General features: G+C 53.7%; 25 protein-coding genes and 6 pseudogenes. 19 read left to right on the top strand and 12 right to left on the bottom strand.

Going from position 1 to position 26,473, the window contains the following annotated elements:
* The first annotated feature begins 220 nt into the window (after positions 1-220).
* The 4 genes from cynR to ACYZT9_RS13615 all read left to right on the top strand — a co-directional run bounded on the left by cynR (position 221) and on the right by ACYZT9_RS13615 (position 3,901).
* The gene (cynR, locus tag ACYZT9_RS13600) at positions 221-1,105 is read left to right on the top strand and encodes a transcriptional regulator CynR (protein WP_462005979.1); all 885 of its coding nucleotides are present in this window, start codon (positions 221-223) and stop codon (positions 1,103-1,105) included.
* 136 nt (positions 1,106-1,241) lie between these two features.
* Positions 1,242-1,871, top strand: a complete 630-nt coding sequence (locus ACYZT9_RS13605; protein WP_462005980.1) for a glutathione S-transferase family protein — start codon at positions 1,242-1,244, stop codon at positions 1,869-1,871.
* A gap of 198 nt (positions 1,872-2,069) precedes the next feature.
* Positions 2,070-2,990: a LysR family transcriptional regulator gene (locus ACYZT9_RS13610; RefSeq protein WP_462005981.1), complete on the top strand. Its 921-nt coding sequence runs from the start codon at positions 2,070-2,072 to the stop codon at positions 2,988-2,990.
* Entirely contained in the window at positions 2,990-3,901 is a 912-nt protein-coding gene (locus ACYZT9_RS13615) for a LysR family transcriptional regulator (protein WP_462005982.1), read from the top strand. Before ACYZT9_RS13610 ends, ACYZT9_RS13615 begins: the two co-directional genes overlap by 1 nt.
* A gap of 58 nt (positions 3,902-3,959) precedes the next feature.
* On the opposite strand, the pseudogene ACYZT9_RS13620 reads toward ACYZT9_RS13615, so the two are convergent.
* Positions 3,960-4,713, bottom strand: a pseudogene (locus tag ACYZT9_RS13620) (alpha/beta fold hydrolase).
* Between the two features lie 263 nt (positions 4,714-4,976).
* Between ACYZT9_RS13620 and ACYZT9_RS13625 the strand changes: the two are divergent.
* The 4 genes from ACYZT9_RS13625 to ACYZT9_RS13640 all read left to right on the top strand — a co-directional run bounded on the left by ACYZT9_RS13625 (position 4,977) and on the right by ACYZT9_RS13640 (position 9,176).
* The gene (locus ACYZT9_RS13625; RefSeq protein WP_462005983.1) at positions 4,977-5,600 is read left to right on the top strand and encodes a DJ-1/PfpI family protein; all 624 of its coding nucleotides are present in this window, start codon (positions 4,977-4,979) and stop codon (positions 5,598-5,600) included.
* 41 nt (positions 5,601-5,641) lie between these two features.
* On the top strand, positions 5,642-6,187 hold the full coding sequence (locus ACYZT9_RS13630; RefSeq protein ID WP_462005984.1) for a cysteine hydrolase family protein: 546 nt from the start codon (positions 5,642-5,644) through the stop codon (positions 6,185-6,187).
* Positions 6,188-6,219: 32 nt separating this feature from the next.
* Positions 6,220-6,900 (top strand): glutathione S-transferase family protein, encoded by a 681-nt coding sequence (locus ACYZT9_RS13635; RefSeq protein ID WP_462005985.1) that lies wholly within the window; start codon positions 6,220-6,222, stop codon positions 6,898-6,900.
* A gap of 203 nt (positions 6,901-7,103) precedes the next feature.
* Positions 7,104-9,176, top strand: a complete 2,073-nt coding sequence (locus ACYZT9_RS13640) for a 2Fe-2S iron-sulfur cluster-binding protein (RefSeq protein ID WP_462005986.1) — start codon at positions 7,104-7,106, stop codon at positions 9,174-9,176.
* Positions 9,177-9,197: 21 nt separating this feature from the next.
* On the opposite strand, the gene grxC is transcribed toward ACYZT9_RS13640, so the two are convergent.
* The 4 genes from grxC to cynS form a co-directional block, all read right to left on the bottom strand.
* Positions 9,198-9,461: a glutaredoxin 3 gene (gene grxC / locus ACYZT9_RS13645; RefSeq protein WP_462005987.1), complete on the bottom strand. Its 264-nt coding sequence runs from the start codon at positions 9,459-9,461 to the stop codon at positions 9,198-9,200.
* A 27-nt stretch (positions 9,462-9,488) separates the two neighbouring features.
* Entirely contained in the window at positions 9,489-10,151 is a 663-nt protein-coding gene (locus ACYZT9_RS13650; protein ID WP_462005988.1) for a carbonic anhydrase, read from the bottom strand.
* Positions 10,152-10,190: 39 nt separating this feature from the next.
* Entirely contained in the window at positions 10,191-10,439 is a 249-nt protein-coding gene (locus ACYZT9_RS13655) for a DUF2790 domain-containing protein (RefSeq protein ID WP_462005989.1), read from the bottom strand.
* A gap of 101 nt (positions 10,440-10,540) precedes the next feature.
* Positions 10,541-11,008, bottom strand: a complete 468-nt coding sequence (gene cynS, locus ACYZT9_RS13660) for a cyanase (RefSeq protein ID WP_462005990.1) — start codon at positions 11,006-11,008, stop codon at positions 10,541-10,543.
* A gap of 148 nt (positions 11,009-11,156) precedes the next feature.
* Here cynS and ACYZT9_RS13665 point away from each other — a divergent pair, with 148 nt between their 5' ends.
* Positions 11,157-11,696 (top strand): cupin domain-containing protein, encoded by a 540-nt coding sequence (locus tag ACYZT9_RS13665; RefSeq protein ID WP_462005991.1) that lies wholly within the window; start codon positions 11,157-11,159, stop codon positions 11,694-11,696.
* Positions 11,697-12,265: 569 nt separating this feature from the next.
* Here the strand turns inward: ACYZT9_RS13665 and ACYZT9_RS13670 are convergent.
* Together ACYZT9_RS13670 and ACYZT9_RS13675 are read right to left on the bottom strand one after the other, a co-directional pair.
* Positions 12,266-12,742 carry a nuclear transport factor 2 family protein gene (locus tag ACYZT9_RS13670; protein WP_462005992.1) on the bottom strand — a complete coding sequence of 159 codons (477 nt, stop codon included), beginning with the start codon at positions 12,740-12,742 and terminating at the stop codon, positions 12,266-12,268.
* Positions 12,743-13,137: 395 nt separating this feature from the next.
* Positions 13,138-14,083 (bottom strand): annotated as a pseudogene (locus ACYZT9_RS13675) (LysR family transcriptional regulator).
* 433 nt (positions 14,084-14,516) lie between these two features.
* Here ACYZT9_RS13675 and ACYZT9_RS13680 point away from each other — a divergent pair.
* Positions 14,517-14,828: pseudogene (locus tag ACYZT9_RS13680) on the top strand (hypothetical protein); the annotation flags it as partial.
* 50 nt (positions 14,829-14,878) lie between these two features.
* Here the strand turns inward: ACYZT9_RS13680 and ACYZT9_RS13685 are convergent.
* A complete protein-coding gene (locus ACYZT9_RS13685; protein WP_462005993.1) occupies positions 14,879-15,508 on the bottom strand; it encodes a LysE family translocator in 630 nt (209 codons plus the stop codon).
* Between the two features lie 157 nt (positions 15,509-15,665).
* Here ACYZT9_RS13685 and ACYZT9_RS13690 point away from each other — a divergent pair.
* The 4 genes and pseudogenes from ACYZT9_RS13690 to tnpC form a co-directional block, all read left to right on the top strand.
* Positions 15,666-15,760, top strand: a pseudogene (locus tag ACYZT9_RS13690) (AsnC family transcriptional regulator); the annotation flags it as partial.
* A 102-nt stretch (positions 15,761-15,862) separates the two neighbouring features.
* Positions 15,863-16,180, top strand: coding sequence for an IS66-like element accessory protein TnpA (gene tnpA, locus ACYZT9_RS13695; protein WP_462005994.1), 318 nt, complete (start codon positions 15,863-15,865; stop codon positions 16,178-16,180).
* The gene (gene tnpB / locus ACYZT9_RS13700) at positions 16,177-16,512 is read left to right on the top strand and encodes an IS66 family insertion sequence element accessory protein TnpB (RefSeq protein WP_047542313.1); all 336 of its coding nucleotides are present in this window, start codon (positions 16,177-16,179) and stop codon (positions 16,510-16,512) included. The genes tnpA and tnpB overlap by 4 nt, the downstream gene beginning before the upstream one ends.
* 61 nt (positions 16,513-16,573) lie before the next feature.
* Positions 16,574-18,151, top strand: a complete 1,578-nt coding sequence (gene tnpC / locus ACYZT9_RS13705; RefSeq protein WP_414913365.1) for an IS66 family transposase — start codon at positions 16,574-16,576, stop codon at positions 18,149-18,151.
* A gap of 105 nt (positions 18,152-18,256) precedes the next feature.
* On the opposite strand, the pseudogene ACYZT9_RS13710 reads toward tnpC, so the two are convergent.
* A pseudogene (locus ACYZT9_RS13710) lies at positions 18,257-18,556 on the bottom strand (DUF2834 domain-containing protein); the annotation flags it as partial.
* A 118-nt stretch (positions 18,557-18,674) separates the two neighbouring features.
* Between ACYZT9_RS13710 and ACYZT9_RS13715 the strand changes: the two are divergent.
* Together ACYZT9_RS13715 and ACYZT9_RS13720 are read left to right on the top strand one after the other, a co-directional pair.
* The gene (locus ACYZT9_RS13715; protein WP_414913374.1) at positions 18,675-19,481 is read left to right on the top strand and encodes an MmyB family transcriptional regulator; all 807 of its coding nucleotides are present in this window, start codon (positions 18,675-18,677) and stop codon (positions 19,479-19,481) included.
* Between the two features lie 52 nt (positions 19,482-19,533).
* Positions 19,534-19,934, top strand: a pseudogene (locus tag ACYZT9_RS13720) (Lrp/AsnC family transcriptional regulator); the annotation flags it as partial.
* Between the two features lie 130 nt (positions 19,935-20,064).
* On the opposite strand, the gene ACYZT9_RS13725 reads toward ACYZT9_RS13720, so the two are convergent.
* Positions 20,065-20,337 (bottom strand): LysR substrate-binding domain-containing protein, encoded by a 273-nt coding sequence (locus ACYZT9_RS13725; RefSeq protein WP_462005995.1) that lies wholly within the window; start codon positions 20,335-20,337, stop codon positions 20,065-20,067.
* Positions 20,338-20,846: 509 nt separating this feature from the next.
* Entirely contained in the window at positions 20,847-21,758 is a 912-nt protein-coding gene (locus tag ACYZT9_RS13730; protein WP_462005996.1) for a LysR family transcriptional regulator, read from the bottom strand.
* A gap of 272 nt (positions 21,759-22,030) precedes the next feature.
* Here ACYZT9_RS13730 and ACYZT9_RS13735 point away from each other — a divergent pair, with 272 nt between their 5' ends.
* On the top strand, positions 22,031-22,942 hold the full coding sequence (locus ACYZT9_RS13735) for an SDR family NAD(P)-dependent oxidoreductase (RefSeq protein WP_462005997.1): 912 nt from the start codon (positions 22,031-22,033) through the stop codon (positions 22,940-22,942).
* A gap of 4 nt (positions 22,943-22,946) precedes the next feature.
* Complete coding sequence (locus tag ACYZT9_RS13740) at positions 22,947-23,786, top strand: NAD(P)-dependent oxidoreductase (protein WP_462005998.1); 840 nt, start codon at positions 22,947-22,949, stop codon at positions 23,784-23,786.
* Between the two features lie 724 nt (positions 23,787-24,510).
* Here ACYZT9_RS13740 and ACYZT9_RS13745 read toward each other — a convergent pair.
* On the bottom strand, positions 24,511-25,131 hold the full coding sequence (locus ACYZT9_RS13745) for a TetR/AcrR family transcriptional regulator (protein ID WP_462005999.1): 621 nt from the start codon (positions 25,129-25,131) through the stop codon (positions 24,511-24,513).
* A gap of 240 nt (positions 25,132-25,371) precedes the next feature.
* Between ACYZT9_RS13745 and ACYZT9_RS13750 the strand changes: the two genes are divergently transcribed.
* Complete coding sequence (locus ACYZT9_RS13750; RefSeq protein WP_462006000.1) at positions 25,372-26,238, top strand: fumarylacetoacetate hydrolase family protein; 867 nt, start codon at positions 25,372-25,374, stop codon at positions 26,236-26,238.
* The last annotated feature ends 235 nt before the right edge of the window (positions 26,239-26,473 follow it).

The following is a 26,473-nucleotide window of genomic DNA, read 5'->3' on the forward strand; positions in this document are numbered from 1 at the left end:
ACAGTGACAATGCGGTATTTCACCGGGTGAAAGAATGATAAGGACGGTGGCACCGAAGTGACTACATAGAGCTGGGCTCCTTCGCGGCAGCGGTACTCGCTGAAAAGCCCAATGCGTTTTGGTAGGCTCGGTTGAGAATAATCAGCTGATACCGGCTCAGCCAACCGCTGCGCAGAGTCCGATATACAATGCATTACGAGCCCAACCTTTTGGTGATCCAATGCTCCTAAGACATTTGCGGTATCTGTTGGCAGTAGCTGACCACGGTGGCTTTACCCGAGCCGCAGAAGTCCTTCATGTGTCTCAGCCGACGCTGTCGCAGCAGATACGGCAGCTGGAAGAAACGCTTGGCGTCAGCCTTTTTGACCGAACATCCCGGACTGTCAGACCCACAGATGCGGGACTTGCCTACATCGAATGCGCCCGGCGCGTACTGGTCGAACTGGCGGCGGGTAAACGGGCATTGCACGACGTGAAAGACTTGTCCCGTGGCACGTTAAGGCTTGCCATGGCCCCAACGTTCATGGCGTACGTTTTGGGTCCTTTAGTGCGCGATTACATCTCCCAATTCCCGAACATTCACTTAGAGATTTTTGAGCTGTCGATGGGCGATATCGAAACGGGATTGGCCGATGATTCGCTGGACATTGCTGTTGCATTTGACCAAGTGAGGAACGCCGATATCGAATCGATCCCTGCTTTTGTTGAAACACTGGGTCTGATGGTCGGGCGCGCTCATCCACTGTATGACTGCCAAGACGCATTGACGACTGAGCAGCTGGCTCAACTGGATTTTGCTTTGCTGACTCCGGATTTCGCCACCCGCGTTTGTATCGATGAGTTCTTCACCAAAGTGAAGATCACGCCAAGGGTGAAGATCCAAGTCAACTCTGTTAATACATTGCTAGAAGTCATCCGAAACACCGCGTTCGCTACCATCCTTCCCGAACCCATAGCCACGCAGGATCGCGCTCTGTACAAACTGGCCTTGCTCGACAAGGCGCCTCAGCGTGGCGTGTCGATTCTCAGGCGAAAAAATAACTACCACAGTGCAGCGTCGGTCGCGTTCATGAATTTGATGCTTGGATCCGCGGCAGTGGACTGAGAATAGAGTGCTGACCATTACGCCCAGTGAAATGCTGGATTGTAAATAATGGTAATTCCGCTGTTTGGTAGGGAAGAGCAAGATGACTCCATCGACACGATCACCGGGTCGAATCCAAAAACAACCGGAGTACGTCATGTCCCAACAACCAATCAAGCTTTATCGTCACCCATTGTCTGGCCACGCGCATCGTGTCGAATTGATGCTCTCACTGCTCGGCCAGCCAACGGAGTTGATATTTGTGGATCTGATGAAGGGCGCGCACAAGATGCCCGAATTCCTAGCGCTCAACAGCTTCGGCCAAGTACCGGTGATTGATGATAACGGCACCGTTCTAGCTGACTCGAACGCGATTCTGGTCTATCTCGCTGCTAAATACGGCAATGGTGAGTGGCTGCCCAGTGATCCCGTAGCGCAAGCAAAAGTACAACGCTGGTTGTCAGTTGCAGCCGGGCAGATCAACTCAGGCCCCGCTACCGCTCGACTGATCACCGTGTTCGGTGCCGGTTACAATGCGGAAGATGCGATCAGCAAGTCCCACACCCTGCTGACGGTGATGGAGCAAGAGTTGGGTAAAAGTAAATTCCTGGCTGGCGACAAACCGACCGTTGCAGATGTAGCAGCCTACACCTACGTCTCCCACGCCCCAGAAGGTAATGTTGCACTGACTGACTATCCTAGCGTTCGTGCCTGGTTGAGCAGTATTGAGGCATTGCCAAATTTCGTAGGTATGCAGCGTACTGCCAAGGGCTTGCAGCAAGCTTGATCCAACCGTCGGAGCTACCCGGGAAAAATTCCGGGTAGGCTCCGCTAATTCAACTACGATCTCTTCGAATTTTTGCCTGTCGCACTAGTCATCTGGATAGGGTTTGCACTAGTCGCTCTAGGCGACACTTTTTTGCATTTATGTCTGCTCGCTCTCGCGATCAGATCTTGCTGTCCCAACATCACGGCAGAGTCGCCTATGGATCGCTTTCAGGAAATGCAGATATTCATGACGGTGGCCGAAGAAGAAGGTTTTGCGGCCGCCGCCCGTCGTTTGAATATTTCTCCCCCCAGCGTTACCCGTGCCATTGCTGCTATGGAGGAACGCATCGGCACTCAGTTGCTCTCACGCACAACTCGTAGCTTGCACTTGACTGAGGCAGGGCAACGGTACCTGGATGATTGCCGGCGAATACTCGGTGAGGTCAATGAAGCGGAGGAAGCTGCTGCTGGCAGCTACTCAATTCCATGTGGGCACCTGACGGTGACAGCTCCCGTGCTTTTCGGTGAGTTGTACATTGCGCCTTTGCTGGCTGAGTACTTGGATCAATTTCCTTCTGTACACCTCAATGCGTTACTGGTTGACCGCGTGACAAGCATGGTTGATGAAGGTATCGATGTGGCGATCCGTATTGGCCATTTACACGAGAATAATCAGCACGGTATCAAAGTTGGCGAGGTGCGCCAGGTAATTTGTGGCGCCCCCAAGTATTTCGAGGAATTCGGCAGGCCCCGCCATCCTGGCGAATTAGGTTCCGCCAAAATCGTTATGTCTTCCGCGAGCCATTTGTTAAGCGATTGGCAATTTGAGAATGAAGGAAATGCACTGAGCTTTCGTTTCGATCCGCGCCTAGTCGTGACCGCAAACCAAGCTGCCATCAATATTGCCTGTCTGGGCTGGGGTGTGACACGCGTGTTGTCCTACCAGGTGGCCAGTCAAGTAGCCGCAGGTGAACTGGAAGTGGTACTCCAAGATTTTGAACCGCCCGCTTTGCCCATCCAGGTCGTTTACCTCAAGAGTAACCGCGTACCAGCGAAGATACGTACGTTTGTGGATTTCCTCACTGAACGTCTGGGATGTGATACGGCGCTTCGACCTACTATGAAAAGTACGCTCTGATGGACCGCTTTCATGAAATGCTCATGTTTGAAGCGCTCTCAGAGCGGCCAAGCCTAGCGGCAGCTGCGCGCCGTCTAAACGTTTCAGGCCCGACAGTCGTTCGCGCGATTGCTCGGTTGGAGACGCGTCTCGGTGTGCCGTTATTGCAACGGAGCACTCGTGGAGTGTCGTTGACTGAGTCAGGTGCTGCATTTATGGCTGACTGCTCCCGCATCCTCAAAAAAATCGAAGACGCAGAAGCATCAGCTAAAGGCCTTCATGTTCAGGCTCAGGGTAATCTGACTGTATTGCTTCCACTCCTTTTCAGCCGCTATGTAATGGCGCCTTTGCTTGCGAATTACATGGAGTTTTATCCCGAAGTCAGAGTATTCGCCCATTATCATGATCGTTTTCCGAACATGAACGAGGAGGGGCTTGACGTGGCCGTGCTGGTCGGAAATTTGCCCAGTTCCTCGTTGATAGCAAGGCCCGTTGGCTACGTTCGTACGATCGTATGCGGCAGCCCCACATATCTCGAAGCCCATGGTGTGCCCGCCGAGCCGGAGGATCTCAAAAGTCACCGGCTGATTGGCGTTCAAGCCTATCGGGAGAAGATCAACTGGGATTTTTCCAAACAAGGCGTTCAATCTACCATTAAGGCCCGATCACGCGTCAGCTGCACCACCGTTCAAGCTGCCATCGATGCGGCGGCTCATGGCGCGGGGCTTACGCGCTGCCTCAGTTATCCCGCCTACGATTATTTGAATGGCGGTCGGTTACGCAGGGTTTTGCAACCTTTCGAACTGCCAGCGCTTCCAGTTCAAGTCGTTTACCGAGAAGGGCGCAGAGCCTCAATGAGAGTGCGCAGTTTTGTCGACCACATTGTCGAAGGCCTGCGCGAACATCCGGCAATGTTGCCGGATGCTCTTTGAGCGTTCGGCGACCCCAGACTGAGGTCGCCGGCTAGCTTCATTTGGCATTCGCTGCCTTTTAGATCAAGCCGGCGACGACTTTCGGATTGGACACCATCACAACGTGCGACGCGCGTTTGACCACGACGGTCTGCTTGGAGTGTGCCCGCTCAGCCATAAAGGCCTGCGCTTGTGCTGGGATGTTTTTATCAGCGTCGCCGTAGACGAACCAGGAAGGAATGGTTTTCCAAGCCGGTTCGGTCGATGGTTCATTCAGCGCAGCAACCGTAACGGGGCGTTGAGTCGCAGCCATCAATTTGGCGTCTGCATTGGAAACGTCGGCTGCGAACTGGTCGTGGAATTTGTCTTGCTGGATATACAGATCCTTACCTCCGTCAGCCAAGGTCACTGGAGGAGCGAGGGTAGGGCCCAGCGTGCCACCCGGGAAACGTCCAGATAACTCTGCGGTGGGTTCACCTGCTTCGGGTGCAATGGCTGCGACGAATACCAGCGCTTTAACATTGGTGTTGCCGTAGGCCGCTTCGCTGATGACCGGGCCACCATAGGAATGTCCGACCAGCAAAACCGGCGTTTTGATGCTGGCGAGCATGTCGGCCACTGCTTGGGCGTCACCTTTGAGTGAGCGCAAAGGGTTCGAGGCTGCGATCACTGGGTAGCCATCTTTCCAGAACTTTGACGACGCCATTCCAACTGCTGGAATCGGCGAAAGCGCCGTGTACGAGTATGACAGTTGGTTTGACCGGCGCAGCCATCGCTGCGGTGGCTGTAACCATCGCTGCCGATAAGGCCAGACCTGCAAACATCTTTTTCATCTGTGTTCCTGTGCATGCGGGAGATGGGCGGTGGAGCGACAGGAATATTTAAACCTTTAGGTGTGTCCCGTATGTGTCCCGGTATCTAGTGCTACGCACGGAAACGTGTCTGACGCCGCGTTTGCTACAAATCGATACAAAGGTCCTCCAGCATTTCAGCGGCCGAAACATTGGATTGTGTTTCGTGTTCGTTCTCATCAAAGCGATTAAGGCGGAGCATGCGTTTCAAGCACTTTATTAAACACCTGACTGCGGAGACACCTATGAAACGAGTACTCATGCTGTTAGCCAATGGTGTCGAACCCATGGAAATGGCGGCTTTCACCGACGTGCTCGGCTGGGCCGATTTGCTCGGTGATTGTCCTATTGAGTTAGTGAATGCAGGCCTTCGCAGAAAAATCATCACCACATTTAGTCTCACGCTTAATCCAAGTTTTCTGCTTCGTGATTTGGACGTAAGTAGCTTTGATGCTCTGGCATTGCCGGGTGGTTTCGAACCGGCAGGATTCTATGAGGAAGCTCTGAGTGAGCCTTTTCTTGAAACCATTCGCCACTTTGTTGATGCCGGCAAACCCGTCGCCAGCGTTTGTGTGTCGTCGGTGTGCTTGGGTGTTGCGGGCGTGTTGCGTGGCAAGAACGCGACGACCTATCACCAGGAAGGCGGAAAGCGGAAAAACCAGTTAGTGGAAACCGGTGCTCTGTTCGTAGACCGACCAGTCGTTGTTCACGACAACATTATTACTTCTAGCGGTCCAGGTACGGCCACAGAAGTCGCCTTTTTGCTTTTGAAAAAACTGACCAGTTCTGAAAACGCGACTTATATCCGCCAAAAAATGCGCTTCGCTACACCTGATCGTGACTGGTATGACACGCCGCAAGTGGCCTAGCTCTCACTAAATATTCTATATCGACTTCTCAAGGTATTTGTATGACTGATACGGCACTCATCGTCGTGGATATTCAGAACGACTATTTCTCCGGTGGAAAATGGGAACTCAATGCGGTTAACGCGGCAGCCGATAATGCTGCACGCGTGATCGCATCGTCGCGAGTTCGAGGCGACACGGTAATTCATATTCGTCACGAAACTCCTGCTGCCGATGCACCTTTTTTTGTGCCGGGCTCTGATGGTGCTCAGCTACACGCGAAAGTACGTATTCAGGGCGACGAATTGGTAATTGTTAAACACTTCATGAACCCATATCGCGGGACACAGTTACGCGAGGTGCTGGAGCAGCAGGGCATCAAAAAAGTCGTCGTGGTTGGGAATATGAGCCACATTTGTATCGACGCAGTTACCCGTTCTTCTGACGATTTTGGGTACGTAACAACAGTTATCCATGACGCTTGCGCGACCCATGATCTGGAATTTAATCAGGTGAAAGTCCCATCAGCCTTAGTGCATGCAGCCTTCATGGCTGCCTTGCAATTCGGATACGCCACAGTATTGAGCGCGGATGAATATCTTTCCTAATTGTACCGCCGATGTGTTCAGAGGTCATACCGATGTCAAAGCCATCCGATGTACTGGACTTTTACTACTGGCCAACGCCGAACGGGCAAAAGGTCGCAATTTTTCTTGAGGAATCGGGCCGCAACTATACAGCCCACCCGGTCAACATCAGCAAAGGCGAACAGTTTTCTCCCGAATACACACATCTTTCACCTAATCAACGCATACCCGCGATTGTAGATAACGAAGTTGGCGTGTCAGTTTTTGAGTCGGGCGCGATTTTGTTGTACTTGGCCCAACGTCGAGGTCAGTTTTTTCCGAAGGACTCGAAAGGGGCGGTGTCGGTTTTGCAGTGGTTATTCTGGCAGGCTGCCAGTCTCGGGCCGATACTGGGGCAAGCGGTGTTCTTTCTAAATTATGCTTCTGAGCATTTGCCGCTTGCAGTAGAGCGTTTCAGTAAAGAGACAGAGAGGCTGTATAGGGTAATGGAGCAGCAGTTGAGCCATCACCCGTTCATTGCAGGAGAGTACTCGATCGCTGACATGGCGATTTACCCATGGCTGCGTCAACACGAGAAGCAAGGAATGAAATTGGATGCCTTTCCGTACATTGCTGCCTGGCTAGCGCAAATCACTGCGCGGCCGGCCGTGATCCGGGCCTACGCTAAAGGAGAGGAAATCCGCCCCTCAGTTCAAACCGATGAAGACAGGAAAAAGCTTTACAAGCTGTCGTAGGGATGGTCGCGGCGACTGAAGTAAATGAAGTACAGGCCCGCGGGACGCCGTTGTGTCTCGCAAAACCGTGCAGCGTTCCGGCCTGCAAGACGTTGGATTGATGGTATCGGGTGTATGCGTGGTTGGACACATCACGGGTAATCAATCAATACACGTTGGGCTGCGAGTGAACTGCACCTTTTTACGAATACGTAGAGGTGATCATGAATAACACGGACGAGCCGGGGGTTTCACCTTGGCATACCGGTGAGCGGCAGTTGCAGGAAAGCGTCGGTGTGGCGCAGCAAATGGAGCACTTTGGGCGAAAGGTTGTACGCGACTACATGCCGGATCAGCATCGTTCGTTTTACAGCCAGCTGCCTTATCTGGTGCTGGGGGCTGTCGATGAAAAAGGCATTCCTTGGGCGACGTTGATCGAGGGCCCTCCAGGGTTCGTTAACTCACCCGATCCACGCATTTTGCAACTCGACCGGCTCCCCGCGGAGGGAGACCCAGTTAAAGCTGCGTTGGAAATGGGTGCCGCAGTCGGGCTGCTCGGCATCGATCTGAAGACCCGAAGGCGCAATCGTATGAACGGCAATATCAGCACCGCCTCATCTGGCGGTGTTGCCGTTTCTGTCGTGCACGCTTTCGGCAACTGTCCGCAATACATCCAGTTGCGAAGCGTTGAGCCGGTCAGTGTTGGTCGTTCCTCATCCGATGTTGCAGCGGAATGCCTGAGCGAATTGGACGAGGCCGCGAAAGAGATGATTCGCAAGGCCGATACTTTCTTTCTCACCAGCTACGTCGATCTGGACGGCGACTCATCCAAGCGCTCGGTAGACGTCTCGCACCGCGGTGGTAATCCAGGTTTCGTCAGGGTAGAAGGCAACGTGCTGACGATTCCCGATTTCGCCGGCAATCTGCATTTCAATACATTGGGCAACCTGTTGCTCAACCCTAAAGCCGGTTTGGTTTTTGTCGATTTCTCGTCAGGTGATGTGCTCCAAGTGGCGGGGCGCACGGAGCTTATTCTTGAGGGGCCGGAGATCGCTGCATTCCAAGGGGCCGAAAGACTCTGGACCTTGACGGTGGAGCATGTCGTCAGAAGGCGAGCCGTGCTGGCCCTGCGCTGGGCATTCGAAGCTTTCTCACCTAACAGCTTGATGACCGGTAGTTGGGAAAAAGCACAAGGCCGCTTACAGGCCGATGCGCTGCGCGACCAATGGCGGCATCTGCGAGTGACCCGTATTGTTGAAGAGAGCAGCACCATTAGCTCTTTTTATCTGGAACCCGACGATGGTGCGGGGTTGCCACGCTTCGAGGCGGGCCAGCATTTACCTGTACGGTTTAGCTTGGTTGAAGGGCAGCCGCCCCTTGTCAGGACTTACAGTGTGTCGAGCGCACCTTCTGACAACTTCTTCAGGATAAGCGTCAAGCGTGACGGGTTGGTTTCGTCGCACTTGCACGACCAGATTCGGGTAGGGGATCTCATCGAAACCCGTGCCCCTCAGGGGCGATTCACAGTGCAGGCCGATGAGCATCGGCCGTTGGTATTATTGGCCGCTGGTGTGGGAGTCACGCCGCTGCTGTCGATGTTGCGTGAAGTCATCTATGAAGGAGAACGTATTCGTCGCACTCGGCCGACTTGGTTTATCCAAAGTGCGCGTAGTCTGGCGGAGCTAGGATTTCGAGATGAGCTGTATGAACTAGCGACCCGTGCGAAAGACAAAATTCGCGCATTGCGGCTGCTTAGTCAGCCTGAGGAGCACGCTCGCGAAGGCGAAGACTTCGAGTTGGCTGGACGTGTGGATGTCACTCTGCTCAAGGCACTGTTGCCCCTAGACGATTATGACTTTTACCTGTGTGGTCCAGGCGCATTTACCCAAGCTTTATACGATGGGCTGCGTGAGTTGCGCATTGGCGACGATCGCATTCACGCTGAAACATTTGGACCTTCGACTCTGGTTCGGTTACGCGATCAACTGACCCCAGCGGTAGAGCAAGTTCCGGCAGCAAGCAGTCCAGTCAAAGTGCTGTTCGCGGGGTCGGCCAAAGAGGCTCGTTGGGAGCCCGGAGGTGGGAGCTTACTGGAGTTAGCTGAAGGACGGGGTTTAAATCCGGACTTCAGTTGCCGTGGTGGGTCGTGTGGGACCTGTCGTACGAAACTGATCAGCGGGCAGGTGCATTATTTAAATTTGCCCGCTGAAATGCCGGCGCAGGGGGATGTTTTGATTTGCTGCGCAGTGCCAGCGCAAAGCAGGGAGGGTGATGCCCCCTTGGTATTGGATCTGTAACACGAGTGCCGTCTCAATCGCTCATCCCTCTTCACGTGGGTTGAGCGATTGAGCTAAACCGCCTTCACGGTCGAGTTGAGCGAGGTCGTCAAATCCACCCACATGCCAGTCGCCGATAAAAATTTGCGGAACCGTGCGACGGCCGCTGCGGTGTATCATTTCGACCTTCCGATCAACTGACTGCACGTCGATCTCGGTGTAAGAAATACCTTTGGACTTGAGCAACTGCTTCGCGCCACGGCAGTAGGGGCAGGTGCTGGTTGTGTACATGGTGACTTTACGCATGAAGAGTACTCCTCGCTTGGATTGCTTTTAGGCAGCGGCTTTTTCTACGCGGGCGTGTACAGCGCAGGTAGCAGGGTGCTGGGCCAAAGATATAAAACTGCGATTGTCGGAGTCGAGTGCGTCGACCGATCCGGTTTCGATGTCATAAACCCAGCCATGCAAATTCAACAGGCCTTTTTCCTTAGCCAAGCGCACGCTTGGATGAGTCTGGATGTTGGCCAATTGGGCGATGACATTTTCCCGAACCATTGAGCTTACTTTTGCCGCGTCATTGACGTGAGAGCGAGACTCGTTGATGACTTTTGCGGATTCCGCGTGTTGCAACCAGCCGGCGACAGCAGGCAGGTGATCCATGCATTTGCACTTGGAGATAGCGGTCATCGCACCGCAATCGGAATGGCCGCAGATCACAATATCTGTCACGCCCAGCACCGCCACGGCGTATTCGACCGTTGCCGACACACCGCCGGGATGGGGACTGTATGACGGTACAATGTTGCCGGCGTTTCGGATCACAAACAGCTCGCCAGGCTCTTGTTGCGTCAACAGTTCTGGTACTACGCGGCTATCGGAACACGTGATGAACAACGTGCCTGGATGCTGTGTGGTGGCCAGATGTTTGAACAGGTCAGTCCGTTGTGGAAATGCATCTTTCTGAAACTTAAGGAAACCTTCGACAAGCGCCTTCATGCTGTGTGCCTATAGCTGATAGTTGAGTATGAGTGACAATCAGTTGGTACAGCCGCGACCTATTACGCTGTATTCAAGGATACGGATGTCGCCTTGCGAATCTTTGTATGTCATTTGCACTGGCACTGGACCGCAGACGTCTGCTACCTGAGTAATGTCGATGACCTTGGCAATATCCAGGTGCATTCCGTAGACATAAGGAACGGCCTCTAGCGCGACCCTTACTCCCTGTGCGTAAGCGGACAGCGAAGCCGCCAGGGACAGGGCGAGAAACAGAATTTTTTTCATGACGTATCCTCCAGTCAAATTTGATGAGTAGGTGAAGTGAGTCAAGTGTATGAAGCAGGCCCGCAGAGGTTGCGAGCCGAATTACATTTGCAGTTGCATCGTTAGAAAGGACGCAGTGGCAGGAACTTGCCGTCGAGAGTGATCACTGCACGGTGACCACCTTCTGGATCTTCGACTTTCTTCATGTTGAGCTTGAAGTTGATCGCGCTGATGATGCCGTCGCCGAACTGTTCGTGAACCAAGGCTTTCAAAGTGGTGCCGTAAATTTGGATCATTTCGTAGAAGCGGTAGATGGTAGGATCCGTAGGGACCCCCGAGAGGCTGCCACGCAGTGGGATGATTTGCAGGCGCGCTACCGAGTCGGCGTCCAGGCCCAGTTTTTTGCCAATCACTTTCGCGGCACTTTCTGGAAGTGGGTGCTGGCCGAGCAGAGCAGCGGTCACGTAAGCCAGACCGAGGCCAGTGCCTTCTGCCATATCCTCGAAAGATAGGTTTTTGCGGGCTTTGGCGTCCAAAATTTTAGCGGTCAGGTCGAGACTGGTGTCGTTGTACGGGTGGGACTGTTGCATGGGTTTCTCCTGTCGGATGCTTGAGTAAGTGTTGCTGGATGAGTGTTGCTTGGTGTGAGGCCATGTTCTGCCGTTTGCTCGATAGCGTCCAAGACCGATATACAATGCTTCGCATAAGTCCAACCTATAGGTTGAAATCGGGGTGCTCATGAACGTTGAAAATTCGGAAGCGATACTGCTGATTCCTGGCGGTTACTCGGTTTGGATTGATGTGGATGAAGCAAGCGTCGGTGGAACAGGTACGGCTATGCGCTTCGACTTGCCCTTGCATGCTCATAACCTGCCGTTGATGCATAGCCACGAAACAAAGCTCGTAGTGGCGCTAAGGGGGGAGCTGGATATTCGTATCGGTCGACAAAAAATTGCATTGCTGCACGAGGGCGATGCCACACAAATTGATCCGGGGATTGCACACCGCATCCATCAAGTTGGATCCACCCCGAGTGTCGTGGGTGCAGTGCTATGGCCGGGCGCAGTTGAACGAGCTTTCCGAGAAATCGCAGCATTGGCCAAGCGAGGTGCTTATCAACGTAGAGAGATGATTCGAATCCTCTCCCGATATGGCGTGATTTGGGCTGCACAACCTCTTGCAAACAGTCATGAATCGATTGCTGTTCGACCTTTCTGTGATTTCCTGAGCGATATGCCTAGCCAGTTGGCTCACGCGCTTGAGCAGAGATGGAAATAAGGGGCTGTTCTCTCAATTTAGCTGGTCAGGATTGCTAGACAAAAAAGCCCGCGGAAGGCGGGCTTATAGGCAACGACTGCATTTATTAGGGGGAGGGGGCATGCAGTCGGTTTCCTCTAATTTCCACCTGTTGACCGATGGCAAACTCTCTGCGTGGCGAGCGCACCACTCGTTCTTCACCGGTGTCGCTTCGGACCGCGTAGGCTCGCTCCTCTAGACCTGCAGCCTTTTGCACCTCCCGGCCACCGAAAATTCCTAACGCAGCTCCGATTAGTGCGCCTACCGGGCCGCCAGCGGCTCCGCCGATTAGGACGCCAGTGCCTGCACCAAATGCTGCCCCCGCTGTAGTGTCCTCAGCTTGCGAGAGAACCTCGTCAGCGCTTGCGTGAGAGAGTTGGAACAGAAAAATTCCAATAGCTAGAGTGACTACACAAAATTGTTTCATGCTGCCTCCAATTTGCAAGCACGGCAGTAATAGCCATGCTGATCTGGTTAGCGTCCTAATCAACTTGCCGTGTAGCGCTGCTCTACTATGCGCCTTGTCAGGTAGCGCGAGTGTCGCGCCTTCCTCAAAGGTCCAGGTCGGAAAGGCTTGGATGGTCGTCCGGCCGACGGCCGAGGGGCCAACGAAACTTTCGTTCTGACTCCTTGATGGGCATGTCGTTGATGCACGCAAAACGGTGTGCCATTAAACCGTTCTGTGCAAATTCCCAATTTTCATTTCCGTACGAGCGATACCAATTCCCGGAATCATCGCGCCATTCATAGGCGTACCGGACAGCAATACGATTTTCAGTGAACGCCCATAACTCCTTGATAAGTCGATATTCCAACTCTTTGTTCCATTTTCGCGCAAGGAACGCCTGAGCCTCAGCGCGGTTGACCGCAAAATCGACTCGATTGCGCCATCTGGTGTCGGTGGTATAGGCCAATGCGACTTTTTCAGCATCTCGGCTGTTCCATCCATCTTCAGCCAGACGAACTTTGAGTGTCGCAGACTCACGATCAAAAGGCGGTAGCGGGGGACGGGTTTCAGATTCAGCCATGACAAGTACTCCACATTGAGGTACATCGGGGATAAAATTTATGGTTAGCTAGAAGCTTGGTTAAGTTAGGAACGATTGGGGCACCTACCGAGCATTTCGAGACTAAATACATCCGTTGGTGCGAGAAGCGACCTTTTGGAACTGATAAACCTTCAATGAGCGCTTCATGCGCTAGCGACCAATGTAAAAAATGGGTTTTTAGCGGCGATGTTAGAATGGCCGTTTAGAGCAGTCCAAGAACCGAAAGAACTAATGGTGGTTTGGTTATGTAAGATAGGTCTAACGTAAGTTAGGCTCCGTGCTACATAACATACAGCTGGATGCCGCGCTTCCAGTTTCAGCTTTCACTTAGTGCAATAGTGAGGGTGTTTACTATCCAATTGATGAGCGAAATATTATGCTGCCTCCTTGGCCGAGACTAGGTGTCCGATAGTTGCCCCTTTCTCACAAAGATGACTACTGATACGGGAGCGCAACCATCGTTCACCAGGATCCGTATCTGAAGTCGCACTCCATGACATCGATAGGTCGAGCGCAGAGATGTTCAACGGAAGAGCATCCATCCTAAGGCCACCTTGGCGAATCATGGTTTTGGCTACATAGTCAGGAACGACCGCGACCAGTTGCGTGTCCTCGATTAGGGTTTTAAGCGCACTGTATTGCGGTACAGCCAGAACAACCTGGCGTTGCCGACCTAAAGCCAGTAGCGCTTGGTCAACAGAGTCGATCATCTCACCGTTTAAAGACACGGAAACATGTGGACGGTCGCAGTACTCGTCGAAATCGAGAGATCTAGTGCTGACATCTGAGCTAAGAACTGTGGGGCGAATGGTCCGTAGGAATTTGCGCTTCGCATTGGCTGGGAGGTCGCGGCTGTGGCAGATGCCGAGAGATACCTCTCCAGTCGAAAGCTGGTCAGTTATAAGCGAGTGAGTGGTCGGTGCGGCGGATTACGAAGCTGACATGAGGGGCCTAGGTGCGCAGCTGTCGAATTAGGCTAGGTAGCAATGAGTACTCGACATCATAAGAAAGGCCAATTCTGAACACACTTCACTAGTCTTAGGGTCAAATGCGTTAATTTTGCTCAATGCTGATGCAATTGCATCCAGAGCCGGGGTCAAAGTTAGGCTCTACCGCTCTGTTTGTAGGCTCCATCTTCCGGCCCATCCTGACGAATAGTGGATCGTCAAAGAAGTGGCGCAAACGATTTAGAGAGACGCTAATTGCAGACTGCCCGATGAAACGTTTTTCTCCGGTACTCGTCAGGTTGTGCTCGTGCATTAATGTCTCAAACACAATCAGAAGATTGAAGTCGATTTTACGAAGGTCGATCCTGTTCATGGGATCACCCCTGGAGCTAAGCTCCGTCAGTGTGCGTCAGTCAGTGTGCGTCATTGAGTGCCAAGCGAGAGCTTGAAGAGTGCAACGCTCGATGCTTTTGGCCTTTGAGCCAGTGGTGGAAGCTTGATCAATAAAACTTGGCGTGTTGTAAGTGCCAGCGTTTTATTGGAGGACTGTATTTGTTGGCTTGAATTAAGATTACTTTGCGCAAGCCTAATTAGAAATTCTACTTGAGTAACATAATCTACTGTGTGAGTCGTAGTTGCTAATGCTCAGGTATATGTGCATGACATGCGCGCGCAGACATGTGAGCAAGCAAAATTTTAGGAGTTTCAGACAAGATTACTAGAAGGTAAACAGAATAGAGGTAGAGGTACGAGTTCAGGGGAACCGATCAGTTCTTGCCGAACCCTTTCACGAGCAGCGTCGCCAGCTGGAGCATTTAGTTTCGGACCTAAAAAGCGGCTTGTTGGTCGGGCGTTTTGTAACTCAGCCGACCGCCTTATTCTGTTTACGAATAGCCTTTTCGGAATCGGCAGCCAATGCTGTCAATCTTGAATTGCAGGCGAGCGGCGGAAGCGCTCATTTGAGTGGGAATAGCCATGGGTTTGCCAGACGTTTGCGTGAGTCGGCTTTTTTACCGATCATAACCCCGAGCCTGGTCGAATTACGTACTGAACTCCAACGGCGGGGAAGGGAGGCAGTGGTATGGCGCCCAGCCGCAACCCCTCGTGCACACAGGTGAATCCCAAGCTAGACGACGTCCGCAATGGTGGGATCGTTTAACGGAACATGTCAGGCTTGCTGTACGAACGCTAGCCGCACTGCAAATCCAATCAGGAGAGTTCCGAACAGCCATTGCTGAACTCGTTGCGCGGTTACGCTACGCTCTAACCAGCGGCCGACCCAAGCGCTAGCAGTGGCATAAATGCTGTCGAAAATCAGACCTGTAATGACGAGTACTACTCCTAGTATTGCAAATTGCTCCCAAACTGACGATCGATTTGGATCGATGAATTGCGGAAGCAGCACCGAGCAGAAAAGTAGAGCTTTCGGGTTGAGTAAATTGGTAAAGAGGCCACGTCGGATAGCCGCGCCCAAGCTCGGTGTTACAACACTAGTCTCTGTAATGGTGGAAGCACTCATTCCGCTGGCTTTGAACATCTGCATCCCAATCCAAAGCAGATAGGCCGCCCCCGCATACTTGACAATATCAAATGTCCAGGGCAGTACTTTAAACATCGTTGCCAACCCCATAGCGGTCAAAGCCACATGGCAGGCACGCGCTAGCGCAAGCCCGAGCGCTGTCGCGAGCGCCGCGGTTCTGCCTTGTTTTGCACCAGTTTGAAGTAGCAGGATCATGTCCGGACCGGGCATTAAAAAAATCATCGAGAGAGCGAGGAGGTACAGCGCGATGTCTTCCATATTCGTGTTGCTCGGTAGGAGATGAGGGAGACAATTCTAGAGCGAAGGGGTAAGGCAGGTGGTTGCGTATTGAACTCTCAAATTTACATGTTTTGGCAGAATTTGCCCTTTGATGATTAGAACAGGAACCTATATGCCAACTGATCGTTTTCCGCAAATTAGGCTTGATAGCTATGATCACGCGATCCTTGCAGCCTTGCACCGGATGGGCGGCTAACCAACGTGCAATTAGCTGAAGAGATTGGACTTTCGGCATAAGCGTCTGGGGAAGTCACCTTCCGAACTCCAGCATTAAGGGCGATGGTGTTCGCGTATTTTTAAGCGGACTCTATCGGCCTTAACGTCAGGATTTCCATGCGCCATCGAAGCTCTTATCCGAAACCCTTCAAGGCCCAGGTTGTTCAGGAATGCCTGCAACCGGGCGCAACCCTATCCAGCGTCGCCATCAGCCACGGCATCAACGCCAACGTGATCCGCAATTGGCTGCCGCTTTACCGAGACCAGCCGCCAGCAGCGTTGCCGGCTTTCGTTCCGTTGAGAGCTGCACCCAAGCGGCAGACGGAAGCTTTGGCGATTATTGAGCTGCCGCTTGGCGAGCAATCGATCACGGTGAAATGGCCGATGTCTGATCCTGAAGGCTGCGCTCGCTTTGTCCGTGGACTCACGCAATGATTCGCATCGACGCCATCTGGCTTGCCACCGAGCCCATGGACATGCGTGCCGGCACCGAGACCGCGTTAGCCAGAGTGATCGCGGTGTTCGGTGCGGCGAAGCCGCACTGTGCTTATCTGTTTGCCAACCGCCGCGCCACTCGTATGAAAGTGCTGGTGCATGACGGGATTGGCGTCTGGCTGGCTGCTCGTCGATTGAACCAAGGAAAGTTTCACTGGCCAGGCATTCGACTTGGTTGCGAGATGGAGCTGGATGCCGAGCAACTTCAGGCGTTGGTGCTCGGTCTGCCTTGGCAACGCGTTGGGGCTGGCGGTGCAATCACATTGCTCTAGAAGCTGTAATTAGCGCCTCGGCCTGCTGCCGCAGGCGATCCGCTTTGGTAAAATCCAGGGCATGACTTCCTCGCCCAATCTCGATCAGATGACCCCCGACCAACTGCGCGCTTTCGCTGCGCAGTTGCTGTCCCAGGTTGATTCGCTCGGACAGCAAGTCGACAGGATGGGCAAGAAGAACGACCGCGACCAAACCATCATCGAGCAACTCACCCACGAAATCGCCTGGTTCAAACGTAACAAGTTTGCCAAGCGCAGTGAGCAATTGAGTCCCGACCAAGGCAGCTTGCTCGACGACTTGCTCGACACCGACATCGCGGCCATTGAAGCCGAGCTGAAGGCGTTGAATCCGCCGGCTGCGCAAGCTGAACCACGCAAGCAGCCCAAGCGTGTTTCCTTGCCTGCGCAGTTTCCGCGTACCGTGATTTATCACGAACCCGACAACATCCAATGCGCCTGCGGCTGCCAGCTCCAGCGGGTTGGCGAGGACGTCAGCGAGAAGCTGGATTACACGCCGGGCGTGTTTACGGTGGAGCAGCATGTGCGCGGGAAATGGGTCTGCCGCGAGTGTGAAACACTGACTCAGGCACCGGTTCCCGCCCAGGTCATCGATAAGGGCATCCCGACGGCAGGGCTGCTGGCTCACGTGATGGTGGCCAAATTTGCCGACCATTTACCGCTGTATCGGCAAGAGAAAATCTTTGGCCGCGCCGGCTTCGCCATCGCCCGCTCGACACTGGCGCAATGGGTCGGTCAAACCGGTGTGCAGCTCCAGCCCTTGGTCGATGCGCTACGCGAAACAGTGCTTGCTCAAGGCGTGATCCACGCTGACGAAACGCCGGTGCAGATGCTCGCCCCGGGTGAGAGGAAAACGCATCGTGCTTATGTCTGGGCCTACTGCACTACGCCATATTCGGCGCTCAAGGCGGTCGTTTATGACTTCAGTCCAAGCCGTGCGGGAGAGCATGCACGCAACTTCCTTGGCGCGTGGAATGGCAAGCTGGTTTGCGATGATTTTGGTGGTTACAAAGCAAGCTTCCAGCAAGGCATCACTGAAATCGGCTGCATGGCCCACGCCCGCCGCAAGTTTTTTGATCTGCACGCGACGAACAAAAGCCAACTGGCCGAGCAGGCGCTGCACTCAATTGGTGGGTTGTACGAAATTGAACGGCTGGCGCGGGAGATGACCGACGAAGAACGCTGGCGAGTACGTCAGGAAAAAGCGGGGCCCCTTATCGACGCACTCCATACCTGGATGATGGCCCAGCGCGACCTTGTGCCCGAAGGGTCGGCTATCGCCAAAGCTCTGGATTACAGCCTCAAGCGCTGGATGGCACTGACGCGCTATCTCGATGACGGTGCTGTGCCCATAGACAATAACGCGGTCGAAAATCAGATAAGACCGTGGGCACTTGGGCGCTCCAACTGGTTGTTCGCCGGGTCACTGCGCAGCGGCAAACGGGCGGCAGCAATCATGAGTTTGATCCAGTCTGCGCGCATGAACGGGCATGATCCGTATGCTTACTTGAAGGATGTTCTGACTCGCCTGCCGACGCAGCGGGCGAGTGAGATTACGGAGTTGCTGCCGCATCGATGGGCGCCCATTCAATCACGCAAGGCGTGTTGGCCGGACATCTAGAAACAAAGGAATTGCCAAACGCCAACGGACTTCCTCTTCATTCCTTTTAGTCGAGATTGCGCGAAATATTGATGCTGTAACCGGTGCTATCCGTAGGAGCTTCTTCTTGGCGAATCCGTTGATAACGAGGTAAAGCAATGGGCCAATCGATACGAAGACTGCCGTTATCAGAAAGTAAGGCACAAGAGAGACCGCAGATCGGCCTTTGGAACGAGCGTCCTGATACATCCAGATGCAAGCGAGGACGCCGAGCAGGTAAAGGTCAATAACTACTTGGGCAGTGTCCGGGCTGGATATTAACTCCAGGCCGAAGTCGATGAGCGATTGATCGGCAACGAACATGGTACCCGCCGTATACAAGGAAAAAATCACCAATGTGGCAAGTGAGAGGTAGGGTCTTTTCATTTGTCCTCCTTGAGCAAGAAGCGATGATCAACGCTGACAAGGTAGTGATATTGTCACGACGAGATCAATGACCTCACAGGTCATGGACTCAGCCAATTCGCGCCGTCAGAGTCGAACAATGAGCCCCCGACCTTTTCCTCGAACGACACCCTCCATCACTGCAAGTGAGCAGTTGCGTCAACTGCGACGTCAGGCAAAATTGAGCCAACTCGACCTCGCCTTGATGTCAGGTATTTCTCAGCGCCACCTCAGCTGCATCGAGACAGGGCGCGCCAAGCCAAGCCCAGGCACTCTGCATAACCTACTCATGGCACTCGATGCGCCTCTAGAGCACTGCAACAGTGTCTTTCTCGCCAGTGGTTATGCACCGCGCTACGAAGCAACACCTCTTACCTCGCCAAGCATGGAGGCTGTTCGTGACGCTATAACTCACCTCCTTCATGCCAACAACCCCGCACCAGCGATTGTCTTGGGGAGTCAGTGGGAGATATTGGCAGCCAACGCCAGCACTGGAGTGCTGTTCGATCTGGTCGGCCTGAGTGCCGATGCGGCAGAAGGCCTAAATCTGTTGGTAACGCTGCTGGAGCCTGGAGGGTTGGGCGATCATCTGAACAACGTCGAGGAAATCAGATTGATTGCTTGGCAAAGGGCAGCTAGAGAGGCCCTGAGCAACCCGGGGCTCGCTACGCTTCTGAAAAGCCTCCCCATGCCTCAAGAGGCTTCCACGTTGACAAACGAACTGCCTCCGTTGGTACTGACGCGGCTCGACTCAAGGCACGGGGAACTGAAATTCATGTCAACTTTTACAACATTTGGCATGCCTCTCGACATTACGATGGAGTCGCTGCGTATTGAGCATCTGATTCCTGCCGACGCGAGAACCTGGGAAGTCATGGCCCGAGCCTATGGACAATTGAAATGCTGATGCCCTTATCTTCGGTTCAACACATTCAAAGGTGTGTTCGCCATACGCTTACCTTTCGGCGTCCCCATGCCTACGACGAGTGCGTAATCTGGAAGAGGCTGGAGTGATACGAGGGTATCAAGCAACCCTCGACGCAGAAGCTATTGGTTTGGGTATGACAGTTTTTGTAGGGGTGAAAGTGGAGCGTCATCATGAAGCGGAAGCGGAAGCGGAAGCGGAAGCGGAAAAGTTTCGAGTGACGGTGCAGGGCCTGCCAGAGGTGGTGTCAGCATTCCTTGTGTCCGGAGAGTCGGACTTTTTGCTGCATGTGGTGGTACCGGATCTGCGCAGTTACGAGCGCTTCTCACCGGCGTTTTGTTGAAGCTTCCCGGAGTTCGGGATATTCGTAGCAACTTCGCAATCAAATCGATCAAGCCTCAGAGCGCGTTGCCATTAGAGCACTTGCTGGGTTAGGAAAGTCTTGGTGGTATATCGCGCTTTCACCCTGCTTGAGCGGCGACCACTCTCTATCGACGGTAGAAGACAAGCGGGCGGCTGGACTCTTACCTGGTGATGCCAGAAAGGACCGGTTAGGGGCGTGCCGCTAAGCCCCACTATCAGTTTCTATGGCGCTGAAGTGATTATTCAGCGTGCCTTGGAAATGTTCAGTTAAGAAGTCGATAAAGACGCGTGTTTTAGCTGGCAATGCTTTCCTGGCCGAGTAATACAAGGAAATTGAGCCTAGATCGACGTGCCAGTTTGGCAACAGCCGGATCAGGTCACCTCGCTGCAACCAAGGCCATGCGCGCTCCAGTGGCACCAATGCCACGCCTAGACCCATCAGGGCGCACATGCACAAGGCTTGGGGGTCATTCATTATGCTGTTGGTTTTAAGCTCAGATCAAAGGTTTCGCCGTCCGCACTGCGCATTGTCCAAGTGCGCAATTTGTTGGTGTCCGTAGATCGCACGACGATGGCCTCCTGCCCTTGTAAATCTGCTGGCACGAGAGGCATCTGTCTATTTTGGAGCCATTCCGGAGCTGCAACAGCGACGAGGTGAAGCTTGGCCAATTCTCGCGGGAAAGCCATTCTGCGGCGGAAGAGACTTAACCTTTTTAAAACGCAATCGAAGAAAAAATCACACCGCCGGCGCGGCAACGTAACGATAGGCCGAGTTCTAAAGACGCGTTGACGGAGGGCGATCTTTACGACCGAACTAGCCGACGGTTTTTAGGCTCGGAGAATTCCCTTAGCCTTGAGCGAAAAAAGTGGTCCTTTGCTGCAATGGACACTGGTTAGGTGAGGCCAGTCCTTTGGGTGCAGTTGTAGTATGAACGTCGGCAGATGCTGAAGAATTCTCCGACTGTGCGTTGAAGCTTATCCATTTTATTTACTGATCGAATTCTCCGACACAATCTCGCGGACAACGTTGACGAAAGCTCGAAGTTTCGCTGGCATATGGCGATTTGCTGGATAGTAGAGGCGCAGCCCCGGGTATGAAGGAGTCCAGTCCTCCAATACGCGGATGAGCCTTCCGGACGCAATATGGGCAGAAGCGGCGAAATCATTAGTCCAGGCTATGCCGGCGCCTTGCAGAGCAGCCTCTAACATCAAGTGGTGGCTGTCGAGCGTCAACGACCCGCTGACATCTACTGATTGCTCTTCACCGCGCTTCTCGAATTCCCATTCGTAGACCGAGCCACTGGGGAAGCGCACGCGTATGCAGTTATGTGCGAGCAGGTCTGCCGGAACCTTTGGTTTTTTGCATTGCGCGAAGTACTGAGGGGAACCGACCACCGCAAACCGGAGCGGGGGAGTGATCGCAATTGCGATCATGTCCTGCGGAACGCTTTCCGCCAACCGTATGCCGGCGTCGAATCCACCAGCAACGATGTCAACCAGACTTCTATCGGTGACGATGTCTACCCGCATGTCTGGATAACGCCTTAGGTACTCCAGTACTACTGGAGTCAACACCATTTGCGCAGCACCTTCGGAGGTGTTCAGGCGTAGGGTTCCCGCCGGTGTATCGCGGAATTCGCTTACCGCCTCCATGGCCGCGGAAATATCACGCAGAGCGGGCTGCACACGAACCAGAAATTGCTCCCCGGCTTCAGACAGAGAAACGCTTCGCGTGGTTCTGTGGAACAACCTCACGCCAAGGCGTTTCTCCAGTGTAGCGATCGCATGACTTAGTGCTGATGGCGACATTCCCAATTCCACTGCCGCACGACGAAAGCTGCGATGAGTAGAAACTGCGACCACGGCGTTAAGTTCGAGGAGCCCGGATTTTTTCATTGTGCTAATTCCTGCATCTGTTCATACGATATTAGCCTGATTGTTTGCGACAGTGCTGAGGCTTATCTTGATCCGCAGCAACTTTATGCGGATCGGTCCTCATAGCGGGAATGGTGGCATCCCGGGCATTCAGGGATTTGGTCGGGCTCAGCACGATCCGTTCGGTCGGTGCAGTTGCCGCCTGGAATTGAACGCAGCTTCATCCGCCGGTCATCCGGTGATCCCGCAAATCAGTTCGACTCAGCGGCCATTAATCATGCGAGGAATAATTCATGACGCGTATCACTACACCGTTCGGGTTTCATTCAACCGCACAAGAGGTCATTGAAGGGGTTGACCTCACTGGTAAACGGGCGATCGTAACGGGCGGGGCCTCCGGTATCGGTATTGAGACAGCGCGCGCATTGGTCAATGCCGGCGCAAACGTGACGCTTGCAGTGCGGCGTCCGGAGGCGGCGGAATCGGTTGCCACCGAACTGCGCTCTGGGGGCAAGGGCACCGTTGCTATCCGCTCAATCGATCTGGCGGATCTGTCCTCTGTGAAATCGTTTGCTGAGTCTTGGTCAGAGCCACTTGATATCTTGGTCAATAACGCAGGGATCATGGCCGTTCCTGAGCGGGAGCTGACATCGCAGGGTTGGGAAATGCAGTTTGCAACCAACTTTCTCGGCCATTTTGCGCTCGTGCTTGGGTTGCAGGACGCTCTGATCAGAGCCGAAGGTGCACGAATTGTGTCGCTGAGTTCAAACGCTAATCTGCTGGGGCCAGTGGTTTTCGATGACATCAATTTCGACTTCCGCACATACGAAGCTTTCGCGTCATATGCCCAGGCCAAATCGGCATGCGCGCTCATCGCCGTAGAAATGACCCGTCGCTGGGCGGAGCGAGGCATTTTCGCTAACGCTTTGAACCCTGGGGCAATTGCAACCAACCTTCAGAAGCACACCGGTGGCCTTAAGACGCCAATTGAACGTCAGAAGAACGTGCAACAAGGCGCAGCGACATCGGTATTGCTTGCGGTGTCTCCTCTGTTGGAAGGCATTGGTGGTCGTTACTTCGAGGACTGTAATGAGGCGCTGGTGGTCACCAAACGGCCTGCCGATTACACAGGCGTTGCACCTTACGCTGTTGACCCTGATAACGCGCAGCGGTTGTGGGACGTTGCCACGCGGATGATTGGGTGAGGTCATGTCCAAAATATCAACCCTGAAGGTAGGCTTCATCGGGCTCGGTGACCAAGGTGGTCCGATGGCTCAAGCAATCGCCGAGTCTGGATTTGAGCTGCATACTTGGGCTCGTCGTCCCCAATCATTGGTAGCCATGGCAGGGGCGCCTCACATCGTTGAAAAAAAGGTGCAGACGCTTGCCAAGAATTGCGATGTCGTCTGTCTCTGCCTCCCCGACGACAAAGATATCGTCACTCTTCTCGACAATGGGCTTCGGGATGGGCTTAAGGCCGACGCCGTTCTTGTAAACCATGCTACCGGCGACCCGGGAGAAAGTCGCCGTCTGGCTGTTGAACTTGAACAGCGGGGAATCACGTACCTTGATGCTCCCGTAAGCGGAGGAAGACCTGGCGCGCTGGCTCGTACGTTGACCACTATGGTGGGTGGCGAGTCGGAAGCTTTTTCCCAAGTGCGTGCAGTCTTCGAGACTTTCTCCCGGAAAGTCGCCTTATTAGGGCCCTCAGGCGCCGGTCAGATGGCGAAGCTTCTGAATAATGCGTTGACCATGTCCAATTTGAAGAACGCAATAGATGTCTTCAGCTTGGGTAAATCGGTGGGTATGGACTTGGTGCAGCTCCATGACGTCATTGCCGTGAGCAGCGGTTCGAGTATAGTTCTGCGAGCGATCAATAACGAGATCACCTCGGATATTGCACCGCATCTACAGGGGCTTATGCGCAAAGACATAGAGCATTTTGCCGACGCTATTCGTGACGCTGGTTTTAATCCCGAAGACCTGCATGACCGCTGTCTTGCAGGTGCTGATGGACTAGTGGAGCTAGTAGGACAGCTTTCCGTCTAATGGCTGCCAAACCAGATACTCATGCAATGAGCAGTCATCGATCTCATCTGGCGTACATCAGGTGGGGGCTGAGCAATCAAGCCCCCAAATTAACCGTTCGGCTACGGCCAAATTGGGCCGCTATTTTTGAAGCCATTTTGCGAAACTCTGCGTCTACGAGCGCTTTGTCCTCGTCGCTCAATGCTTTGTACTTGGCGCGCCATGCTGCTCGTTTGAGATTTGAATCTGTGCTTGGCGCAATAGGTTCAGGGCTCAGATTTTACGTAGCGGCGTGCAAAAAAGACGCTTTCACCGCTCAATGAATGGGTAGCCAGGACCGGTCGACTCTTTCGACACAATCGGCCAATAGGTGCCCCATGGGCTCCGTCATTGTACAGTTACTTACGCCGCCTCGTTTCTGTATCTCCGTGTGCGGGTAGGCAACTTTTGTTTGGGTATTTGACTAATAATTTTCTTGAGATCAAAGCCGCGCAGGCGGCTCTCTTCAAGCAGCTCAGTGAATTGTAGTATGTTGATCCGTGACTCGGCGGGCCAGATGATCGAGGGCGCAGCTCAATTCGCTTCTGACTCCTTAAGTGTCTCTTAGTATCATGCTTGAGATGTCCTGGTGAATTATCACCTCTCCAGCCAAAAGCCTTAATCCAAGAATCGACTGACGCGTTGCATGAATGATTCCGTTATGTGCAGCAATGGACCTATTGATCAGTTTAGGCAATCGCCCTGGCTAACAACCTGTGGGCGACAATCCGTTGATGTAGATGGATATAGCTTCTGTGATCAGGTGCTCCCTTTCCGATTTTGAGGGGCACTTTCCAAGCCCGAGCAAGCAACGCAATTGCAAGTCGCCTGTCAGCGCATCGAGGAAAATCTTCGCGCGGGTATGGGCGTTGCCTGGCGTGATCATTCCGGCTTCCTCGGCCCAGGTAAAGTACTCGGCCAAGCAGTTGTAAGCCGTCGCCGGTGCTGCGTCAAAGAACGACCGCGCTGCCTCCGGAGCACGTAGCGCTTCGGCAACAATTAAGCGGTGCAGGGCGATGGTGCGAGGCGATAGCACAACATCCAGGAAGATCTTCGCAATGGTCGACAGGGCTTCTTGCAAGGGCTGTTGCTTGAGATCCATGTGGGTGAGGGGGCTGACGTTCTCTGCACAGAGCTGCTCGATAATCGCCGAAAACAATCCCTCCTTGCCGCCAAAGTAGCTATAAATCGTGCGCTTCGATCCGCCGGTTTTCCCAATGAGCCCGTCCACGCTGACCCCGGAGTACCCATCCGTGAGGAACATTTCGGTTGCGACTTTGAGAATGCTTTGACGCTTTGCTGCCTGTTTGGGGGTAGGGATTGTCATGTGGCTCGGGTATTCCTGAAAAGTACACTGCGAAGTTCGCCATAGCCTACGCCGCTCCAGGTATGCCTTCCAGCCGGACCGATGTGCATCGTGCGTAGTAGTCAGCCAAAAAAATTTTAAAAAAGGTGTTCAGCACTCTTGACCAGTCATTCGTTTAGGTGCACCTTTTGCCTCAACGATACGGTAACGTACCGTACCATACCATTAATAAAATACATAAGAACAATAGAGGCACAGATCATGCGTTTTGTACAATTCGTAGAAGGCACTTCCAAAGGCCTGGGTATTGAGCAAGCAGGCATTCTGCGCGGCTTGAACGAAAACGAAGCCGGCTACCCGGGCTCGCTCCATTACCTACTCGGGGCAGGCGAAGGCGCTTTGAAAGCCGCCCACGAACGCTTGAGCGATGCGCGTTTGCTTGATCCGTCGAAAATACGATATCTGCCTCCTCTCGAAAGTCCAGGCAAGATTGTCTGTGTCGGCTTGAACTATGCCGATCACACCAAAGAAAGCCCGTACGAGCAGCCTTCCTACCCGACGTTTTTTCCTCGCTTCGCCTCGAGTCTGATTGGCCATGGCGAACCCATCATTCGTCCCCGCATCTCCGAGCAACTGGATTTCGAAGGTGAACTGGCGGTCGTCATTGGTACCCGGGGCCGACATATCGCGAAGGATCGTGCGCTGGAACATGTCGCCGGCTACGCGATCTTCAACGAAGCCTCGATCCGTGATTACCAGTTCAAATCGCCGCAATGGACAATTGGTAAGAACTTCGATGCCACCGGCGCGTTTGGCCCGACCTTCGTCAGTGCCGAGGAGCTGCCGTTAGGCGCCAACGGCCTAAATCTGGTGACGCGCCTCAATGGGGCGATCGTGCAGCAGGGCAACACGGCCGACATGATCTTCAGCGTCGTCGACCTGATTTCCATCCTCAGTGAAGCGGTCACCTTGGAGCCCGGTGATGTCATTGTCACCGGCACGCCTGCGGGGATCGGGTGGGCGCGCCGTCCGCCACTGTTCATGAAACCTGGCGATCTGTGCACCGTGGAGATCGAAGGGCTCGGCACGCTGAGCAATCTGATCGCCGACGAGCATTCGCCGGTCTGAACCCAAGCGTCAGTTTCCCTTTCGAGATAGCGGAATAACAGCCCGGCTGCACCTGTGGCCGACGGCTGACCCGCCGATTCATGGATATCCCATTTCTGCCGAACTGCTGCGCCGTTCGCAGACCCGGCCGCCCGAAAATCGACTGGTCTGTTGTTCCGCACATTGAATGGTGCGCCCAAACAAACCCGACCGGGCGCCCTGAGTTTTGTCGATAACCCGCTTCTAGAGGCACCAC

It is taken from the genome of Pseudomonas sp. ZT5P21 (genome assembly GCF_054897785.1).

Excerpts from the sequence above, each read along its gene's own strand:
- ACYZT9_RS13650 (WP_462005988.1), bottom strand. The coding sequence starts at position 10,151 with ATGAAGGCGCTTGTCGAAGGTTTCCTTAAGTTTCAGAAAGATGCATTT.
- ACYZT9_RS13730 (WP_462005996.1), bottom strand. The coding sequence starts at position 21,758 with ATGAAAAAATCCGGGCTCCTCGAACTTAACGCCGTGGTCGCAGTTTCT.
- tnpB (WP_047542313.1), top strand. The coding sequence starts at position 16,177 with ATGATTCGCATCGACGCCATCTGGCTTGCCACCGAGCCCATGGACATG.
- ACYZT9_RS13655 (WP_462005989.1), bottom strand. The coding sequence starts at position 10,439 with ATGAAAAAAATTCTGTTTCTCGCCCTGTCCCTGGCGGCTTCGCTGTCC.
- ACYZT9_RS13670 (WP_462005992.1), bottom strand. The coding sequence starts at position 12,742 with ATGGCTGAATCTGAAACCCGTCCCCCGCTACCGCCTTTTGATCGTGAG.
- ACYZT9_RS13635 (WP_462005985.1), top strand. The coding sequence starts at position 6,220 with ATGTCAAAGCCATCCGATGTACTGGACTTTTACTACTGGCCAACGCCG.
- ACYZT9_RS13735 (WP_462005997.1), top strand. The coding sequence starts at position 22,031 with ATGACGCGTATCACTACACCGTTCGGGTTTCATTCAACCGCACAAGAG.
- tnpC (WP_414913365.1), top strand. The coding sequence starts at position 16,574 with ATGACTTCCTCGCCCAATCTCGATCAGATGACCCCCGACCAACTGCGC.
- ACYZT9_RS13745 (WP_462005999.1), bottom strand. The coding sequence starts at position 25,131 with ATGACAATCCCTACCCCCAAACAGGCAGCAAAGCGTCAAAGCATTCTC.
- ACYZT9_RS13605 (WP_462005980.1), top strand. The coding sequence starts at position 1,242 with ATGTCCCAACAACCAATCAAGCTTTATCGTCACCCATTGTCTGGCCAC.
- ACYZT9_RS13610 (WP_462005981.1), top strand. The coding sequence starts at position 2,070 with ATGGATCGCTTTCAGGAAATGCAGATATTCATGACGGTGGCCGAAGAA.
- ACYZT9_RS13715 (WP_414913374.1), top strand. The coding sequence starts at position 18,675 with ATGAGCCCCCGACCTTTTCCTCGAACGACACCCTCCATCACTGCAAGT.
- ACYZT9_RS13750 (WP_462006000.1), top strand. The coding sequence starts at position 25,372 with ATGCGTTTTGTACAATTCGTAGAAGGCACTTCCAAAGGCCTGGGTATT.
- ACYZT9_RS13640 (WP_462005986.1), top strand. The coding sequence starts at position 7,104 with ATGAATAACACGGACGAGCCGGGGGTTTCACCTTGGCATACCGGTGAG.
- cynR (WP_462005979.1), top strand. The coding sequence starts at position 221 with ATGCTCCTAAGACATTTGCGGTATCTGTTGGCAGTAGCTGACCACGGT.
- grxC (WP_462005987.1), bottom strand. The coding sequence starts at position 9,461 with ATGCGTAAAGTCACCATGTACACAACCAGCACCTGCCCCTACTGCCGT.
- ACYZT9_RS13665 (WP_462005991.1), top strand. The coding sequence starts at position 11,157 with ATGAACGTTGAAAATTCGGAAGCGATACTGCTGATTCCTGGCGGTTAC.
- ACYZT9_RS13630 (WP_462005984.1), top strand. The coding sequence starts at position 5,642 with ATGACTGATACGGCACTCATCGTCGTGGATATTCAGAACGACTATTTC.
- ACYZT9_RS13615 (WP_462005982.1), top strand. The coding sequence starts at position 2,990 with ATGGACCGCTTTCATGAAATGCTCATGTTTGAAGCGCTCTCAGAGCGG.
- ACYZT9_RS13740 (WP_462005998.1), top strand. The coding sequence starts at position 22,947 with ATGTCCAAAATATCAACCCTGAAGGTAGGCTTCATCGGGCTCGGTGAC.
- ACYZT9_RS13625 (WP_462005983.1), top strand. The coding sequence starts at position 4,977 with ATGAAACGAGTACTCATGCTGTTAGCCAATGGTGTCGAACCCATGGAA.
- ACYZT9_RS13725 (WP_462005995.1), bottom strand. The coding sequence starts at position 20,337 with ATGAATGACCCCCAAGCCTTGTGCATGTGCGCCCTGATGGGTCTAGGC.
- tnpA (WP_462005994.1), top strand. The coding sequence starts at position 15,863 with ATGCGCCATCGAAGCTCTTATCCGAAACCCTTCAAGGCCCAGGTTGTT.
- ACYZT9_RS13685 (WP_462005993.1), bottom strand. The coding sequence starts at position 15,508 with ATGGAAGACATCGCGCTGTACCTCCTCGCTCTCTCGATGATTTTTTTA.
- cynS (WP_462005990.1), bottom strand. The coding sequence starts at position 11,008 with ATGCAACAGTCCCACCCGTACAACGACACCAGTCTCGACCTGACCGCT.